Annotated in this window: 16 protein-coding genes and 1 tRNA gene; 13 read left to right on the top strand and 4 right to left on the bottom strand. The window is 67.4% G+C overall.

Annotation, left to right across the window (positions count from 1 at the left end; genetic code table 11):
- Nucleotides 1-14 precede the first annotated feature (14 nt).
- Entirely contained in the window at nt 15-1,127 is a 1,113-nt protein-coding gene (locus AB7I40_RS05345; protein WP_428344012.1) for a 2-oxoacid:ferredoxin oxidoreductase subunit beta, read from the bottom strand.
- Complete coding sequence (locus AB7I40_RS05340) at nt 1,127-3,082, bottom strand: 2-oxoacid:acceptor oxidoreductase subunit alpha (protein WP_428344011.1); 1,956 nt, start codon at nt 3,080-3,082, stop codon at nt 1,127-1,129. Before AB7I40_RS05340 ends, AB7I40_RS05345 begins: the two co-directional genes overlap by 1 nt.
- A gap of 206 nt (nt 3,083-3,288) precedes the next feature.
- Between AB7I40_RS05340 and AB7I40_RS05335 the strand changes: the two genes are divergently transcribed.
- From AB7I40_RS05335 to AB7I40_RS05320, 4 genes are read left to right on the top strand one after another with little or no spacing between them, the layout of a single operon-like run.
- A complete protein-coding gene (locus AB7I40_RS05335; RefSeq protein WP_428344010.1) occupies nt 3,289-4,308 on the top strand; it encodes a sulfate ABC transporter substrate-binding protein in 1,020 nt (339 codons plus the stop codon).
- On the top strand, nt 4,305-5,165 hold the full coding sequence (cysT, locus tag AB7I40_RS05330) for a sulfate ABC transporter permease subunit CysT (RefSeq protein ID WP_428344009.1): 861 nt from the start codon (nt 4,305-4,307) through the stop codon (nt 5,163-5,165). The genes AB7I40_RS05335 and cysT overlap by 4 nt, the downstream gene beginning before the upstream one ends.
- Nucleotides 5,158-5,970 (top strand): sulfate ABC transporter permease, encoded by an 813-nt coding sequence (locus AB7I40_RS05325; RefSeq protein WP_428347928.1) that lies wholly within the window; start codon nt 5,158-5,160, stop codon nt 5,968-5,970. Before cysT ends, AB7I40_RS05325 begins: the two co-directional genes overlap by 8 nt.
- Nucleotides 5,967-6,944 carry a sulfate/molybdate ABC transporter ATP-binding protein gene (locus AB7I40_RS05320; RefSeq protein ID WP_428344007.1) on the top strand — a complete coding sequence of 326 codons (978 nt, stop codon included), beginning with the start codon at nt 5,967-5,969 and terminating at the stop codon, nt 6,942-6,944. Before AB7I40_RS05325 ends, AB7I40_RS05320 begins: the two co-directional genes overlap by 4 nt.
- Before the next feature lie 109 nt (nt 6,945-7,053).
- Here AB7I40_RS05320 and AB7I40_RS05315 read toward each other — a convergent pair whose 3' ends face one another.
- Nucleotides 7,054-7,545, bottom strand: a complete 492-nt coding sequence (locus tag AB7I40_RS05315; RefSeq protein WP_428344006.1) for a YajQ family cyclic di-GMP-binding protein — start codon at nt 7,543-7,545, stop codon at nt 7,054-7,056.
- 94 nt (nt 7,546-7,639) lie between these two features.
- On the opposite strand from AB7I40_RS05315, the gene AB7I40_RS05310 reads away from it, so the two are divergent.
- Nucleotides 7,640-7,720: transfer RNA gene (locus AB7I40_RS05310), tRNA-Tyr, on the top strand.
- A gap of 354 nt (nt 7,721-8,074) precedes the next feature.
- On the opposite strand, the gene AB7I40_RS05305 is transcribed toward AB7I40_RS05310, so the two are convergent.
- Nucleotides 8,075-9,229: a flavin reductase gene (locus AB7I40_RS05305; protein ID WP_428344005.1), complete on the bottom strand. Its 1,155-nt coding sequence runs from the start codon at nt 9,227-9,229 to the stop codon at nt 8,075-8,077.
- A gap of 194 nt (nt 9,230-9,423) precedes the next feature.
- Here AB7I40_RS05305 and AB7I40_RS05300 point away from each other — a divergent pair, with 194 nt between their 5' ends.
- The 8 genes from AB7I40_RS05300 to AB7I40_RS05265 all read left to right on the top strand — a co-directional run bounded on the left by AB7I40_RS05300 (nt 9,424) and on the right by AB7I40_RS05265 (nt 16,578).
- The gene (locus AB7I40_RS05300; RefSeq protein ID WP_428344004.1) at nt 9,424-10,479 is read left to right on the top strand and encodes a maleylacetate reductase; all 1,056 of its coding nucleotides are present in this window, start codon (nt 9,424-9,426) and stop codon (nt 10,477-10,479) included.
- Nucleotides 10,476-11,360, top strand: a complete 885-nt coding sequence (locus tag AB7I40_RS05295; RefSeq protein ID WP_428344003.1) for a dioxygenase — start codon at nt 10,476-10,478, stop codon at nt 11,358-11,360. The genes AB7I40_RS05300 and AB7I40_RS05295 overlap by 4 nt, the downstream gene beginning before the upstream one ends.
- A gap of 11 nt (nt 11,361-11,371) precedes the next feature.
- Nucleotides 11,372-11,929, top strand: coding sequence for an NADPH-dependent FMN reductase (locus AB7I40_RS05290; protein ID WP_428344002.1), 558 nt, complete (start codon nt 11,372-11,374; stop codon nt 11,927-11,929).
- A 47-nt stretch (nt 11,930-11,976) separates the two neighbouring features.
- Nucleotides 11,977-12,861 (top strand): AAA family ATPase, encoded by an 885-nt coding sequence (locus AB7I40_RS05285; protein WP_428344001.1) that lies wholly within the window; start codon nt 11,977-11,979, stop codon nt 12,859-12,861.
- Complete coding sequence (locus AB7I40_RS05280; RefSeq protein WP_428344000.1) at nt 12,858-14,237, top strand: VWA domain-containing protein; 1,380 nt, start codon at nt 12,858-12,860, stop codon at nt 14,235-14,237. Before AB7I40_RS05285 ends, AB7I40_RS05280 begins: the two co-directional genes overlap by 4 nt.
- A gap of 25 nt (nt 14,238-14,262) precedes the next feature.
- Nucleotides 14,263-14,874, top strand: coding sequence for a hypothetical protein (locus AB7I40_RS05275; protein WP_428343999.1), 612 nt, complete (start codon nt 14,263-14,265; stop codon nt 14,872-14,874).
- 137 nt (nt 14,875-15,011) lie between these two features.
- A complete protein-coding gene (locus tag AB7I40_RS05270) occupies nt 15,012-15,560 on the top strand; it encodes a hypothetical protein (RefSeq protein WP_428343998.1) in 549 nt (182 codons plus the stop codon).
- A 34-nt stretch (nt 15,561-15,594) separates the two neighbouring features.
- Nucleotides 15,595-16,578 carry a hypothetical protein gene (locus AB7I40_RS05265; protein WP_428343997.1) on the top strand — a complete coding sequence of 328 codons (984 nt, stop codon included), beginning with the start codon at nt 15,595-15,597 and terminating at the stop codon, nt 16,576-16,578.
- Nucleotides 16,579-16,652: the final 74 nt, after the last annotated feature.

Below are 16,652 nucleotides of genomic sequence, written 5' to 3'. Positions count from 1 at the left end.
CTGAGCGACCTTCGTCAGACGACGGTCCAGGTGTCGCCGCCCCCGATGAGAGCAGCCAGCTTGTCGGGGGCGGGGCCAGGGGCCGCCTCCTTGGCGCTGGCCACCTGGGCGCGCGCCTGGTCGTCGTACGACGGCCGCTCGACCGAGCGGAAGATCCCGATCGGCGCCTGGTTGAGGTAGCCGGAGTCGGTCAGCCGGGAGATCGCGAACGCAGTCGTCGGGTCCGGGTCGTGGGCGTCGTGGACCAAGAGGTCTGCTTCGGTGGGCCCTTCGGTGGTCGAGCTTGTCGAGACCGTCGAGACCACCTCCACCCCGCCGTTCGCCGAGCGGACCAGGCCCTTGGTGGGCTGGCCGTCCTCGCCGAGCGCGCCGAATCGGATGGGTTCGCCGTGCACTAAGGGGATGATGGCGTCGGCTTTGGTGTCGTGGTCCTTGATCGCGTCGAAGGCGCCGTCGTTGAAGATCGGGCAATTCTGGTAGATCTCCACGAAGCTGGTGCCCCGGTGGGCGGCTGCCGCGGACAGCACGGCGGTGAGGTGCTTGCGGTCGGAGTCGATGGTGCGCGCCACGAAGGAGCCCTCGGCGCCGAGCGCCAGGGAGACCGGGTTGAAGGGGTGGTCCACCGAGCCCATCGGGGTGGACTTGGTGACCTTCCCGGTCTCGGAGGTGGGGGAGTACTGGCCCTTGGTGAGGCCGTAGATCCGGTTGTTGAACAGCAGGATCGTCATGTTGACGTTGCGGCGCAGCGCGTGGATGAGGTGGTTCCCCCCGATCGAGAGGGCGTCACCGTCACCGGTCACCACCCAGACCGAGAGGTCCTCGCGGGCGGTGGCGATGCCGGTCGCGATCGAGGGGGCACGGCCGTGGATGGAGTGCATCCCGAAGGTGTCGAGGTAGTAGGGGAAGCGGCTCGAGCAGCCGATCCCGCTGACGAAGACGATGTTCTCGCGGCGCAGGCCCAGGTCGGGCAGGAAGGACTGGACGGCCTTGAGCACGGCGTAGTCACCACACCCGGGGCACCAGCGAACCTCCTGGTCGGAGGTGAACTCCTTGCCGGTCTGGGGGCCGTCGGCCGCCGGCACGCCGGCGGTCCCGCTGGTGGGGAACGGCAGTTCGATCGTGGTCATCAGGCGTTTTCCTTTCCGGCTGCCGAGCTCGTGGCGACCAGCTTCAGCGTCAGGTCGTGATCGAGCCCTTCGGCCATCGCCACGAGCTCGCCGATGGCGTCGGCCAGCTCGGCGGCCTTGAGGGGCAGACCGCGGACGTGGTTGTAGCCGACGGCGTCGACGAGGTACTTCGCACGCAGCAGCATCGAGAGCTGACCGAGGTTCATCTCGGGCACCAGCACCTTGTCGTAGCGCGCCAGAATCTCGCCGAGGTCGTTGGGGAACGGGTTGAGGTGGCGCAGGTGCGTCTGGGCCACGTTGAACCCGGCCCGGCGTACCCGGCGCACACCGGCCCCGATCGGGCCGTAGGTGGAGCCCCAGCCCAGCACCAGCACCTTCGCCGTGCCGCTCGGGTCGTCGACCTCGAGCGGGGGCAGCGACTTGGCGATGGCGTCGACCTTGGCTTGGCGGGTGCGGACCATGAAGTCGTGGTTGGCGGGGTCGTAGGAGATGTTGCCGTGCCCGTCGCCCTTCTCCAGGCCCCCGATGCGGTGTTCGAGACCGGCGGTGCCCGGGATGGCCCACGGACGGGCCAGCGTCTCTGGGTCGCGCAGGTAGGGCCAGAACTCCTTCTTCTCATCGCCCGTCGAGCCGTTCGCGACCACGTGGTTGGGCTCGGTGGCGAAGTTCGGATCGATGGCCGGGAGATCGTCGACGTCGGGGATCCGCCATGGCTCGGAGCCGTTGGCCAGCATCCCGTCGGAGAGCAGCATCACCGGGGTGCGGTAGGTGACGGCGATCCGGACGGCCTCCAACGCGGCCGAGAAGCAGTCGCCGGGTGACTGCGGAGCGACGATCGGGACGGGGGACTCGCCGTTGCGTCCGAACATGGCTTGGAGCAGGTCGGCCTGTTCGGTCTTGGTCGGCAGTCCGGTCGAGGGCCCGCCGCGCTGGACGTCGACGACGACCAGGGGGAGCTCGGTCATCACAGCCAAGCCGATGGCCTCGGACTTCAGCGCGAGGCCGGGGCCGGAGGTGGTGGTGATGCCGAGGTGCCCGGCGAAGGAGGCTCCGATGGCCGCGCCGACGCCGGCGATCTCGTCCTCGGCCTGCAGGGTGGTGACGCCGAAGCCCTTGTGCTTGCTCAGCTCGTGCAGGATGTCGGAGGCCGGCGTGATCGGGTAGGAGCCCAGGAACACCGGGAGCCCCGACTGCACGCCGCCGGCGATGAGGCCGTAGGACAGGGCCAGGTTGCCGGTGATGTTGCGGTAGGTGCCCGGCGCCATCGGGGCCGGCTTGATCTCGTAGGAGACCGCGAACGCCTCGGTGGTCTCGCCGAAGTTCCAGCCGCTGGTGAACGCCCGGATATTGGCGTCGCGGATGTCGGGCACCTTGGCGAAGCGCTTGGACAGGAAGGTGGTCGTCGATTCGGTCGGCCGTCCGTACATCCAGGAGAGCAGCCCGAGCGCGAACATGTTCTTGGCTCGCGCCGCGTCCTTGCGGGACAGGCCGAACTCCTTGACCGCCTCGACGGTCATGCCGGTCAGGTCCAGGGTGTGCAGTGCGTAGGAGGAGAGGGAGTCGTCGTCGAGCGGACTGGCGGCGTACCCGGCCTTGGTCAGGTTGCGCGCGGTGAAGTCATGGGTGTCGACGATGATCGTCGCGCCCTTGGGCAGGTCTGCGAGGTTGGCCTTGAGGGCGGCCGGGTTCATCGCCACGAGCACGTCGGGAGCATCGCCCGGGGTGAGGATGTCGTGGTCGGCGAAGTGGACCTGGAACGACGAGACACCAGGCAGCGTGCCCTGGGGTGCGCGGATCTCCGCAGGGAAGTTCGGGAGCGTCTGCAGGTCGTTGCCGAAGGTCGCCGACTCCTGCGTGAAGCGGTCTCCGGTGAGCTGCATCCCGTCGCCGGAGTCGCCCGCGAACCTGATGATCACGCGATCGAGCTGCTTGACCTGCTTGGCCTGCCTACCCATGGCCAGCTTCCTACTTCCCGCCGAGTGTCTAGTCGTCCTCTGCAGCCTCTCACGATAGTCCGGCCCGCCTGAGAACACCCGCCGTCTCCCGTTGTGGGCACGTGACGAAACCCACGCTTCAGGGAATGCATACTTATTTACGTAAGTCGCCTAAACTTCTCGGAATAAACGAGATAGCTCCTCCGTGGGGGCAGGAAAGAGAGCACATGAGCATCAAGATCAAGGCGGCAGTTGTGTCAGTGGCTGGGGTGCTGGCCTTGACCGCCTGTTCAGCGAGTTCCGGCAGTACGGACGCCGACCAACTGAGTGTTGTCGGCTTCTCCGTCCTCGAGTCGGCCAACAAGCCGCAGTTCGAGGCCTTCGACAAGACCGACGCGGGCAAGGACGTCACGTTCAAGACGTCGTACGGCGCGTCGGGTGACCAGAGCCGGGCCGTGGAGGGTGGGCTCGACGCCGATGTCGTGCACTTCTCCCTCGAGCCCGACATCAAGCGACTCGTGGATGCCGGCCTCGTCGCCGACGACTGGAAGTCCAACGGCGACACCAACGGCATCGTCACCTCCTCGGTGGTGTCGTTCGTGACGCGCGCCGGCAACCCCAAGAACATCCAGACCTGGGATGACCTGGTGAAGCCCGGTGTCGAGATCATCACCCCCAACCCGGCATCCTCGGGTTCGGCCAAGTGGAACATCCTCGCGGCCTGGGGCCACGTGCTGGCCACCGGTGGGACCGAGGCGGACGCCAAGGAGTTCGTCACCAAGTTCCTCAACAACACGATCGCGCTTCCCGGCTCGGCCCGTGAGGCCACCACTGCGTTCTCTGAGGGCAACGGCGACGTGCTCATCTCCTACGAGAACGAGGTGATCCTGGCTCGGGAGAACGGCGAGGACTTCGACTACGTGGTCCCCGACGACACCCTGCTCATCGAGAACCCCGCCGCCATCACGGTCGACTCCGACCCGAAGGCGCAGGATCTGTTCGACTACCTGCTGACCCCGGAGGCCCAGGCGGAGTACGCGCTGTTCGGCTTCCGTCCGGTCGTCGACGGTGTCGACCTGCCCGAGGTGGAGGGTGCCAACGACCCGGCCGACCCGTTCCCCACCCCCGGCACCCTGTTGACCATCGACAAGGACTTCGGCGGCTGGGACGAGGCGAACACCAAGTTCTTCGACGAGGAGAACGGCATCATCACCAAGTTGCAGGCTGAAACGGGCAAGACGGAATGACTTCCGCCACCCTCACGGCCCCTGCGGCCAACCCCACCCCTTCGGCGCGCAAGCGCCGGAGGGGTGGCGGCACGAATCTGACCAAGGGGTCGTTCCTCGGTCTCGGCATCGCCGTGACCTGGTTCAGCCTCCTGGTACTCATCCCGCTCTCCGCCCTGATTGCCACCGCCGCCGGCGGCGGCTGGGATGCGTACGTCCGAACCCTCACCAACGAGCAGACCCTGGCAGCCATCAAGCTCACCGTCGGTCAGGCCCTGTTGGTGACGGCCATCAACGTCGTCGTCGGGACGATCATCGCCTGGGTGCTCGTGCGCGACCAGTTCTTCGGCAAGCGGATCCTGGACGTCATCATCGACATCCCCTTCGCGCTGCCCACGATCGTCGCGGGCCTGGTGCTGCTGTCGCTCTACGGCCCCAACAGCCCGATCGGGCTGCATTGGGCCAACACCGAGCAGGCCGTCATGTTGGCGCTGGCGTTCGTCACGCTGCCCTTCATCGTGCGGACCGTGCAGCCGGTGCTGGAGGAGATCGACCATGACGTCGAGGAGGCTGCTGCCTCACTCGGAGCGGGCCGACTGACCATCTTCCGGCGGATCATCCTGCCGAGTCTGGTGCCGGCGATCGCTGCCGGTGCTGCGCTGTCGTTCGCCCGGGCCATCTCGGAGTACGGCTCCCTGGTGTTGCTCTCGGGCAACCTTCCCTTTAGGACCGAGGTCGTGTCGGTGCGGGTGCTCACGTTCATCGAAGGCGGCAACACCGCGGCGGCTGCATCACTGGCCTCCGTGATGCTGGCTGTCGCGTTGTTCGTGATCGTGGCGCTCGACCTCGTGCAGCGAAGGGTGGCTCGTCGTGGTTAGCGTGTCGACGCCCCTCAAGTGGACGCTGAGGTTCATCGCTCTCGGCTACGTGTTCTTCCTGGTGGCCTGGCCGGTGTCGCTGATCGTCAAGGAGACCTTCTCCGACGGCCTGACGACGCTGACCGACGCCCTCAAGGACCCCTACGTGCAGAACGCCCTGTCGTTGACTGCCGAGATCGCCTTCTGGGCCGTGCTGATCAACCTGGTGTTCGGGGTGACGATCTCGATCCTGCTGGTGCGCTTCGAGTTCCCCGGCAAGCGGGTGCTGTCGGCGCTGATCGACGTACCGCTGTCGGTGTCGCCGGTCGTGGTCGGCCTGGCCCTGCTGCTGGTCTACAACGGCCGCACGGGCTGGTTCGGTCCCACGCTGGAGGAGAACGGCCTCCAGGTCATCTTCAACTCGCCGGGCATGATCATGGCCACGTGTTTCGTCGCGCTGCCGCTGGTGATCCGTGAAGTGGTGCCGGTGCTGACCGAGATCGGTGACGACCAGGAACAGGCCGCCAAGAGCCTCGGCGCCAATGGACGGCAGACGTTCCTGCGGATCACCCTTCCCAGCATCAAGTGGGCGGTCGTCTACGGCGTCGTCCTCTCCCTGGCCCGATCGCTGGGTGAGTTCGGCGCGGTCAAGATCGTGTCCGGCAACTTCACCGGCGAGACCCAGACGGCGACCCTCGTCGTCGAGCAGAAGTATCAGAACTTCGAGCAGGGGGCGGCGTACGCCACTTCCTTCATCCTGGCCACCGCGAGCGTCCTGTGCATCGTGGTCGTGTCCCTGCTCCGTCCTAAGGAAGAGACCTCATGAGTATCGAGATCACGGGCCTGAACAAGACCTTCGGGGACTTCGTCGCGCTCGAAGACGTCAATGTCACCATCCCCACCGGCCAGCTCACCGCGCTGCTCGGCCCCTCGGGTGGTGGCAAGTCCACCCTCCTGCGGATCATCGCGGGCCTGGAGAGTGCCGACTCGGGCACGATCACCATCGAAGGCACCGACGCCACGAAGCTGCCGGCCCAGAAGCGCAACGTGGGCTTCGTGTTCCAGCACTACGCGGTCTTCAAGCACATGTCGGTGGCCAAGAACGTCGCCTTCGGCCTGGAGATCCGCAAGCGCCCCAAGAAGGAGGTCGTGGCGCGTGTCGAGGAACTGCTCAAGCTCGTGCACCTCTCGCAGTTCGCCCACCGGCTCCCAGCACAGCTCTCGGGTGGCCAGCGCCAGCGCATGGCGCTGGCGCGGGCGCTCGCGGTGGAGCCGACCGTCCTGCTGCTCGACGAGCCGTTCGGTGCGCTGGACGCCAAGGTCCGCAAGGAGCTGCGCGACTGGCTGCGTCGCCTCCACGACGAGGTGCACGTGACGACGGTGTTCGTGACCCACGACCAGGAGGAGGCCATGGAGGTCGCCGACGAGATCGTGGTGATCAACGAGGGTCGGGTGGAGCAGATCGGTTCGCCCGACGAGCTCTACGACTCTCCGGCCAACGACTTCGTGATGGGCTTCCTCGGCGAGGTCACCAAGCTCAACGGCGAGGTGGTGCGACCCCACGACATCGACATCTCCACGACCCCGGTCCTGGCCGGCGCCGTCCAGGGCACCATCAGCCGCCTGCTGAAGGTGGGCTTCGAGGTCCGGATCACCGTGCTGTCGGAGAACGGCGAGGAAGTGACCGTGGTGCTCAGCCGCACCCACGCGAACTCGCTCGGCCTCGAGGTCGACCAGACGGTCTGGATCACGCCGGTGCCCGGCGCGGTCGGCGTACGGCAGATGTCGAAGACAGGCTGAGCCATGTGACCACCGGCCGGGTCGACGTTTGGGGACGTCGGCCCGGTCGGTTCACGTCCTGCCCGCGGTGTGGGCCGCAACGGTTCGCGCAGCGCTCCTGCAGGCGCGCTCAGCGGTAGTTGGTGAACTGCACCGCGAAGTCGAGGTCCTGGGACTTCACCAGCGCCTGCACGGCCTGGAGGTCGTCCCTCTTCTTGGACGACACCCGCAGCTCGTCTCCCTGGATCTGCGCCTTGACGCCCTTCGGGCCCTCGTCGCGGATCAGCTTGCTGATCTTCTTGGCGTCCTCCGAGGAGATGCCCTCCTTCAGCGTGATGGAGATCTTGCTGACCTGCCCGGACTGGCGCGGCTCGGAGGCGTCGAGGATCTTGAGGGACTGGTTGCGCTTGACGAGCTTGCCCTGGAAGACGTCGAGTACGGCGGTGGCGCGATCGTCGGCTGAGGCGCTGATCTCGATCGCCTGATCACCCTGCCACTCGATCGAGGCACCGGTGCCCTTGAAGTCGAAGCGGGTCGCGATCTCCCGCGCGGCCTGGCTCAGGGCGTTGTCGACCTCCTGGCGGTCGATCTTGCTGACGATGTCGAACGACGAGTCGGCCATCGGGGCTCCTTACGATTTTTGTCTCTGTGGGTCTGACGCTATCCTCATCCTTGCTTCTCCTTCGACCAAGTCCTCAACCGGTCGGTGAGTGCACGGCAGATTGCCCGAGCGGCCAATGGGAGCGGACTGTAAATCCGTCGCGAAAGCTTCGAAGGTTCGAATCCTTCATCTGCCACAGATCGACGCGAAGGCCCTCTGACTTGCGAGCGCAAGTTCGAGGGCCTTCGGCCTGCCCCGCGTGGGTCTGTGCGAGCTCTTCCTACGTTTGAGCGTGGGCAATGCGTTCGCAACGTTGCGGGGGTGGCGCTCGCGACCTGGTCAGGCAACTCGCTGACCCAGCGCTGCCGCACCGGGGTGCGGGCGTGCCATCGCCAGGGGCCCTCGGGCAGCGGACGACGCTGCCCGTGCGCTTCGTCCATGTTGCCGACGCTTGCGCCGGGCTCCGTCAGTCGACAGGGGTCACCTCGCTCGCGCGGCTGCGGGAGCTGAGCCTGGTGTCTGTGGTCAGACACCTTGTCCCGGCTATGGCTCAGGCGGGCGGCAGCTCAGCCAGCAGTCGGCACGCTCTTTCAGCAGCCTGTTCGAGCCGGTCCAGGCAGTGCCGCAGCCGTGCCTGGTCTTCGTCGCCGGTGAAACCGACGAGTCCGACGCTCAGCACGACTCGACCGTTCGCGTCACGCACCGGCACCATCAGGGCGGTCACGTCGGAGAGCATCTCGAGCGGACTGGTCAGTGCAGGATCGCGCTCCCCGACGACCGCCCGCACCACCTCGTCGAAATCCGGTGACCCCTGCCCGTCGGCTCCGTCCAGCACGACTCGCCGAAACCGCTCGGACACGGCCCGTCCCGTGGTGATGTCGTGGCCACGTTCTCGAACCGCCGCCAGCGCGGTGGTGGCAACCTCGGTCACGTCCGTCCCAGCCAGCCGGGTTCCCTCGGCTATCCACTGACGCTGCTCCTCCTGGCCGGCCCAGGCCAGAAACACCGGTGCCAGCGGGGCGGCGAGCGGGAAGGTCGAGCCGACGTGGGTTCGCGAGCTGCCCGCTGCCGACTCGATCCCTGCTGCAGCGACCATGACCACTTCGCGGTCGACAGCCGCGAGCACGATGCACTCCAGCGCGAGCTCTTGCGACACCGACTCCACCTCCGGTCGCACTGCATCTGCGAGCCGCAGCACCGGGCCGAGCCCGGGGGCTTCCACCTGTAGGGACGCGATCTGGGGAGCGCCGTAACCCCCACGCAGGAAGAGAAGCGGCAGTCCTCCATTCTCGCCGACGGCAAGTTGACGGACCCGTCCTAGAACGAAGTCGTGGTCGCCGGCCGGCAACACGTCCTCGATAGTGCAGTCCACCCACAGTGCCGCCTCGTTCAGGCGTGGACAACCGGAGTCGGCGACCGCGGTGGCGTGACGGAACCGCTCGTGGTCCTTGGTGGCGAAGGCGCGACACACGTGCTCGTGACCAGCGCCGAGGACGCTGACACAGAAGTGCCCGGCGGCCTTGATGCTCTGCCAGCTGTTGCCGTGCTTGTCAGCGAGGAATCCCACGAATGGCGGGTCGAGTGAGACCGAGGTGAAGGTCCCCACCACCATGGAGACCGGCGATCCGTCCGAACCGACGGCGATGACGACCGCGACGCCGGTCGGGTAGTGGGCGAGGGCGCGACGGAACTCCTCCGGCAACACCGCGAAGTCGGAATTCGCGCTGGCAGCGTCGATGATCTGCTCCTCCTCTGAACGACAGGGCCGTTACAGGCTCGCTGCGGCCAGCCGTCCCGTCGACCCCGATGGCGGAAATAAGGATCGAAGGTCGAGTCCGCATTTCTGCCATGAATCACGTGGGGCTTGGTTTGTGCATCCCGCTTCACGAGACTCCAGTCGTGCACTTCGTCCATGAGTCCCTTCCACAACGCGTGCGCTTCGCGCCGGGTGATGCAGCCCGGGGGGTTGAAGCCGAGATCGACCGGCTTCGTGCCTCCCGCGTGATGGTCATCGCGGCCGAAGCAGAGGCCGCCCTTGCCGACCGGGTGACCTCCGGACTGCCCACGGTGCTTCGCCATGCGGACGTCGTGATGCATGTCCCAGTCGAGGTCGCGCAGCGAGCCCGGGAAGCGGCGCTCGCAAACGACGTGGACGTCATCGTGTCGGTGGGTGGTGGATCGACCACCGGGTTGGCCAAGGCCGTTGCGATGACCACCGCCCTGCCGATCGTGGCCGTGCCGACGACGTACGCCGGCAGTGAGGCGACCGCAGTCTGGGGCCTCACCGAGGATGGCCGAAAGACGACAGGGGTGGACCCGGCCGTTCTGCCCCGCGCAGTGGTGTACGACGCGACGCTCCTGCGGAGCCTCCCGACCGACCTCGCGGTCGCCAGCGGCCTCAACGCTCTGGCGCATTGTGTGGACTCACTCTGGGCGCCGCTCGCGGATCCGATCAACGCGGTCCTGGCCGCGGAGGGCGCGCGCGCCTTGCACGAGGGCCTGCCGTTGGTGGCACGGGACGGCGCCGGGCTGCCCGGCATCGAGTTGGCGCTGTATGGCGCGCACCTGGCGGCGAAGGCGTTCGCGTCGGCCGGCTCCGGGCTGCATCACAAGATCTGCCATGTGCTGGGGGGCAGATACAACCTGCCGCATGCCCAGACCCACGCCATCGTGCTTCCCTATGTCCTTGCCTTCAATGCACCGAACGCCCCCGGGGCCGAAGCCAGGTTGGCGGCCGCGTTCGCCAGCCCGACGGCCGTCGGGGGTCTCTCGGCGCTGTGCCGGGCCCTGGACGCGCCCCGCTCGCTGAGCGATCTCGGCCTCACGGAGGCCGAGGCGGAGGCCGCGGTCGACGACGTGCTCGTCGTCGTGCCCGAGTCGAACCCGACGCCGGTGACGACCGAGAACCTCACCGCGTTGCTGCGTGCGGCCTGGGCTGGAAAGGACGTGTCATGAGCGAGGTCTCAGCTGAGCAACAGGCCCGGGAGGACGCCATCGTCAACACGGTGCTTGCGTCCTTCGATGGCTGCGAGAACCCCCGATTGCTGGAGCTGATGCGGGGAGTCGTGACTCACCTGCACAGCTTTCTGCGCGACGTCCGCCTCACCGAGGAGGAGTGGAGTGCGGCAGTCGCCTTCCTGACTGCTGTCGGGCACATGACCGACGATCGACGCCAGGAGTTCATCCTGCTCTCCGACACACTCGGCGCGTCCATGCAGACCATTGCGATCAACAACGAGGCCCGCGGTGACGCCACGGAGGCCACCGTGTTCGGACCCTTCTTCGTTGAGGGTTCCCCTGAGATCGGCTCGGGTGGCGACATCGCGCTCGGGGCGGCGGGTGAGCCGTGCTGGGTCGTGGGCACGGTCCGTGACACCGAGGGACGTCCGCTTGCTGGCGCGCGCCTCGAGGTGTGGGAGGCCGACGACGACGGCTTCTACGACGTGCAGTACGGCGACGAGCGGACGGCCGCCCGAGGACACCTGTTCACCGAGGCCGACGGTTCGTATCGGTTCTGGGCCATCACCCCGACGCCGTACCCGATCCCACACGACGGACCGGTCGGGCAGATGCTCGACGCGACCGGTCGCTCGCCGATGCGTGCGGCGCACCTGCACTTCCTGGTCAAGCAGGCCGGGTACCGCACGCTGGTGACCCACATCTTCGTGCGGGGAGACCAGTTGCTGTCCTCCGACGCGGTATTCGGGGTCAAGGACTCCCTGGTGCGCGACTTCGACCGTCAGCCCGCCGGGACGCCCACTCCGGACGGCCGGGTCGTCGATGGCACCTGGTCCACGACCACCTTCGATATCGTGCTGGCCCCCGAGCAGCCGTGAGGAAGCTGAGCGTGGTCGTCGCAAGCACCCGGCCCGGACGCCTGGGACCTGCGGTGGGTCGCTGGGCTCTGGACGCGGCGATCGCCCACGGTTCGTTCCAGGTCGAGGTCCTCGACCTGGCCGAGGTGGCCCTGCCCCTGCTGGACGAGCCGAACCACCCTCGGTTGGCCTCCTACGTTCACGAGCACACGATCCGGTGGAGCGCCCTGGTCGAAGCCAGTGACGCCTTCGTCTTCGTCACCCCGGAGTACAACCACGGGCCAGCGGCAAGCCTGCTCAACGCGATCTCGTTCCTCTACCGCGAGTGGCTCTACAAGCCCGTGGGCTTCGTCAGCTATGGCGGTGCCGCGGGCGGTATGCGCGGAGTGGAAGCGATCAAGCCCGTCCTGTCACGACTGAGCATGGTGCCCGTGCCCGAGGGGGTCGCGATCACCAACATCCGGCGTCACGTGGTCGATGGCGTCTTCACACCCGAGTCGGCGCACCCGGCCGCGGCCGCGGGCATGCTCGACGAGCTGCTGCGCTGGACCGAGGCCCTGCGCCCGCTGCGTCCTGCCGGACCCGGCTGAGACGTCCGCTGGCAACGATCCTTGCTCCCGAAACGAAAGACACCCTGATGGCACTCTTCTCCTCCGTCGAACACGCACGGGACACGATGGCGAGCACCGGCTATCTCGTGGACGAGGAGCTCGCCACCGTGGTCTTCCTGGGTGACGCGATGGGCAAACCGCTCCTCCTCGAGGGCCCGGCCGGCACCGGGAAGACCGAGCTCGCCAAGGCAGTCGCCGCCGGGACTGGGTCCACGCTCATCAGGTTGCAGTGCTACGAGGGCCTGGACGAGGCGCGAGCGCTCTACGAATGGAACTACCGCAAGCAGCTGCTTCGGATCCAGACGGCCCAGGGCGGCGACGAGCATGGCCGAGCCTGGGACGAGCTTCATGACGACATCTTCAGCGAGGAGTTCCTCCTCGAACGCCCGTTGCTCGCCGCGATCAGGCACAAGGGGCCGGTGGTGCTGCTGATCGACGAGACGGACAAGGCCGACGTCGAGGTCGAAGGTCTGCTGCTCGAGCTGCTCAGCGACTTCCAGGTGAGCATTCCCGAACTCGGCACGATCACCGCTGTTCAACGCCCGTTCGTGGTGCTCACCTCCAACGCGACGCGCGACCTGTCCGAGGCTCTGCGCCGGCGCTGCCTGCATGCCCAGGTCGACTATCCCGACGCGGCGCGCGAACGCGCCATCGTGCGCAGCCGAGTCCCCGAGGTCAGCGAGGAGCTGGCCCTTCAGGTGGTCAAGGCGGTCCGGGCTATGCGGGCCCTCGACCTCCGCAAGCCGCCGAGCGTCGCGGAGACGATCGACTGGGCGCAGGCGGTCTCGGCCCTCGGTCACCACGAGCTCGGCGACGCCGTGGCCGGGCAGACCCTGGGCGTGGTCCTCAAGAACGACCAGGACAAGGCGAAGGTGCGCGAGCAGCTGCACCTGGCCGGCAGCGGCCCGTGAGTACGCCGGCCCCGCCCGCCGAGGCCCGCGGCATCAGTGAGGTCGGGCCGCTGCTGGTCGTGGCACTGGTCACCCGGCTCAGGGCAGGCGGCGTACCGGTCTCCACCAGCGAGGTGCTCGACGCGATGAGCTCGTTGCGCCACTCCGACCTGGCCTCGCGCGGCCGGGTGCGTGCCGCGCTCCGGGCGACCCTGGTCAAGGACTCCAGCCATGACGTGCTGTTCCGGCGCTCGTTCGACGCTGTCTTCCCGGTGGCGCGCCCGGAGGTCGACGCCACGGCCCGGACCAGCGCCGACCCGGTCGTCGACGACCAGGAGCAGCTCCTCGACTCCGTCATCCGAGCCCTGCGGGAGGAGGACGAGCAGGAGCTGGAGCACACGCTCGACGAGGCCATCACTCGTTTCTCCGGCAACCACGACGACGGCAGGTCAGCCGGGCATCACACACAACGAGTGCTGCGGCGGATGAACGTGCCCGACCTCTACCGGCGCTACCTCGAGGGTGACGCCGACAGCACGGACTTCGATCGCGGCGTCGGCGCCGCCGAGGCCCGGGCGGCGATGGAGCAGATGAGCCGCCGGCTCACCGACATGCTGGCCGGTCGACTGCGCGAAGGTGCAGGGGTGGAGGCTCAGCACCTGGACGACCTCCAGGATCGCCCCCTGCTGCGGGCCGGACCCGACGAGCTCGTGGCGATGCGGATAGCGATGCGCCCCCTGGCTAGGCACCTGGCCGCGAAGCTCAGTGCGCAGCGCCGGCGTGGCGGGGCCGGGGTCGACATGAGGCGGACCATCCGAGCCTCGATGGGATACGGCGGAGTGCCGGTGGCACCGGTGCTACGCCGCCGGCGGCCGACCAAGCCGGACCTGGTCGTGCTGTGTGACGTATCAGGGTCGACGGCTCAGTTCGCCCCATTCACCTTGACCCTCCTCCACGCCCTCCACGAGGAGTTCCGTCGGGTCCGATCCTTCGTCTTCATCGACGGCATCGTCGAGATCACCGAGATCATGCAGAACAACCCGGGAGTCCTCGACCCCCACCACCTGCTTGGAAAACGGGGCCTTGTCGCAGACGACGGCCGCAGCGACTATGCCCGGGCCATGACCACGTTCCTGGCCTCCTGGGGGGATGTGGTCACCGCGAAGACGACCGTGATCGTCGCCGGGGACACCCGGTCCCACGACCGCGAAGCCGCCACGTCAGTGGTGGCTGAGCTGAACCGTCGCGCGCGGCGGCTCTACTGGCTCAACCCGGAGCCCCGCGCGGAATGGGACACCCGGGACTCCCGGGCCACCGAATATGCCACCCACTGCACCGGCGCCTTCGAGGTGTCGACCATCCGCCAGCTCACCGGCGCCGTCGCCCAGATCTTGTAGGAAGACGTCCTTCGAGGAGGAAATTGTGACCAGGCATCTGCTCAGCGTCGGGATCAACCTGCCCGCTGGGCTTCCCACCCCGACCGCGATCAGCATCGCGGCGATGAGCGGCCGACTGGGGTTCGCCTCGGTGCATCTGAGCGAGGCTCCCGCGTCCGATCTCCTGCAACGCCTCGTCGACGCCGCCGCTCCGGCACTGGTGGTTCTCGACCCGGGGACGCAGGCCACGGGAGTCGTTCGGGTCAACGACCTGCTCGCCGTGGCAACCGAGCGGGCACGGCTGGACTCCGAGGGAGTGAGACGCCCTCTGCAGCTGTCGGTGCCGATCTCCATCGGGCGCACCATGAACGAGGCCGTCGCGAGGGCAGACCTCGAGCCCCGCTTCGCCGACCGGCACCCGCGCGACGTGGGCATCTTCGGGACCTTCGAGCAGGCTCAGGAGCAGGTGCTCGCACTGGCCCGTGCCGGCGTCGACGACCTGGTCCTGGACGTGCCGTTGGAACGGGACGTCGCCGACGTACTTGCGCAGATCCGAGCGCTGGTGGTGGGAGCGACCCCCGAGCTGGTGCGAAGGCCGCCTGACGAGGAGCGCACCGTGCCACCGCCGACCGTGTTCTACGGCACCCGGGACGAGTGAGTGCGGTTTCGCAAATCCGCCACAACAGCGCCCAGCCCTGTTCTCCGGTCACAGGTTCCTCAACACTCGAAATGAACCTGGACGTGCGCGACGCAGCTGCGTGTGCACGGCCCATGACTACGCAAGGAGCCGACGAGATGACTACCACCAGCCCCGCCCAGGGAGGTGCGGTCCAGCACGCGAGCTACACCACCAAGTTCGGTGCGCTCGCGTCCTACGACAAGGGTGGCGTCGAGCTCATCGCCGACGACGCCCGTCACTACGCCTTCTCCAACGTCTTCGAAGTGGCAGCCTCCATGCCGGCCTGGAGCCGCGTGGCGGTAGCCAAGAACTGGGAGTACGTGCTCGAGACCGTGCGCGCCGAGGGAACGTCGCCCTGGTACACCGCCTCCCACGACGAGTTCGCCATCTGCATGGACGATGCAGGAGGCGAAGTCATCGTCGAGCTGGTCAAGCTCGAGACCCCCATCGCTGCTGACGACCTTGAAGGCGCCGTGCTCGTGCAGGGAGAGCCGATCGGCCCGAAGATGGGCCGGATCCATCTCAAGCGCGGCCATCAGGCGCTGCTTCCGAAGGGATCGGCGTACCGCTTCGTCAAGGACGGCGACCCTGGCGTCCTGCTTCTGCAGACCATCGGCGGGCAGCTCACTGAATACCGCTGGGCCGAGATCTGCCAGACCGTCTGACCTTCCACCTGCTCACGACCAAGGGATCGCACCGATGACCATTCAGATCGAAGTAGACCGGTCCGCCGACGTCAACGCTGACGGCTATCACGAGTTCAAGCTCGAGGAGTTCAGCTTCAGGCGTGACGAGTTCTTCGTCTACATCAACTGGCCGACCGGCTCCCACATGATGAGCGTCGACGCCTTCCTGCGCGCGTTGCAGCGCGACGTGGCGTGGGACTTCTTCTACGGCATCGTCAACTTCGACGGCGTCTTCGGGACGGTCAACCACTACGGCACCGTCGACATCTTCGCGGGGCGATACAACGACTCCTACCGCAAGGCCGAGCTGGACTACAGCGTCAACCTGGAGACCCCGGTGATCCGCGAGGTGTTCAAGGCGATCCTCTCGGACTGGACCAACGAGTCCTTCGACCCGTTCGCCTCCCCACACGAGACCGGATCGGCGTTCGGCGTGAAGAACGGCGACAACGACGCGGCCGTCACCAGGCAGCGCGTTGCGGCAGACCGGATGGTCGGCCTGCCCGGTGACCAGCAGCCCCGCACAGACGAGATGGGCTACCCGATCAACCGGATGTTCGCCGACGTCGACCAGTCGGAACCGGTGATCGAGGTGGAACCCGGCTTCGAGGACGAGGTCGCGGCCTTCAGCCTGTTCGCCTATCTGTCGCGTTCCAACGTCACCTGGAACCCGTCAGTCGTGAGTGTCTGCAAGGACTCCCTGGCCTGCCCGACCACGGAGGAGTACATCCTCCCGATCATCCACGGCAACGACCGGGTCGAGTGGTTCGTCCAGCTCTCCGACCAGATCACCTGGGAGGTCGAGGACCGCGACACGGGTGCGGTGCGCTCACGCGTGGTGATGAAGGCCGGCGACGTCTCAGCGATGCCGGCAGACATCCGACACCAGGGATATTCACCCAAACGATCGATGCTGCTGGTGTGGGAGAACAACTCCGAGGCGATTCCAGCGGCCATCGCCTCCGGTGAGGCCCCCACGTACCCCGTCGAGTTCTGAGCGCGGCAGCGCACCTCGAGAACAAACGTTCGCCGGTCCGGCGGCGCTAGGGCCGCCGGACCGGCGAATCCCCA

The organism is Nocardioides sp. (assembly GCF_050246775.1).
Taxonomy (GTDB): Bacteria; Actinomycetota; Actinomycetes; order Propionibacteriales; family Nocardioidaceae; genus Nocardioides.
This window is presented reverse-complemented; position numbering and strand designations above follow the sequence as displayed.

Excerpts from the sequence above, each read along its gene's own strand:
- AB7I40_RS05345 (WP_428344012.1), bottom strand. The coding sequence starts at position 1,127 with ATGACCACGATCGAACTGCCGTTCCCCACCAGCGGGACCGCCGGCGTG.
- AB7I40_RS05340 (WP_428344011.1), bottom strand. The coding sequence starts at position 3,082 with ATGGGTAGGCAGGCCAAGCAGGTCAAGCAGCTCGATCGCGTGATCATC.
- AB7I40_RS05335 (WP_428344010.1), top strand. The coding sequence starts at position 3,289 with ATGAGCATCAAGATCAAGGCGGCAGTTGTGTCAGTGGCTGGGGTGCTG.
- cysT (WP_428344009.1), top strand. The coding sequence starts at position 4,305 with ATGACTTCCGCCACCCTCACGGCCCCTGCGGCCAACCCCACCCCTTCG.
- AB7I40_RS05320 (WP_428344007.1), top strand. The coding sequence starts at position 5,967 with ATGAGTATCGAGATCACGGGCCTGAACAAGACCTTCGGGGACTTCGTC.
- AB7I40_RS05315 (WP_428344006.1), bottom strand. The coding sequence starts at position 7,545 with ATGGCCGACTCGTCGTTCGACATCGTCAGCAAGATCGACCGCCAGGAG.
- AB7I40_RS05295 (WP_428344003.1), top strand. The coding sequence starts at position 10,476 with ATGAGCGAGGTCTCAGCTGAGCAACAGGCCCGGGAGGACGCCATCGTC.
- AB7I40_RS05285 (WP_428344001.1), top strand. The coding sequence starts at position 11,977 with ATGGCACTCTTCTCCTCCGTCGAACACGCACGGGACACGATGGCGAGC.
- AB7I40_RS05270 (WP_428343998.1), top strand. The coding sequence starts at position 15,012 with ATGACTACCACCAGCCCCGCCCAGGGAGGTGCGGTCCAGCACGCGAGC.
- AB7I40_RS05265 (WP_428343997.1), top strand. The coding sequence starts at position 15,595 with ATGACCATTCAGATCGAAGTAGACCGGTCCGCCGACGTCAACGCTGAC.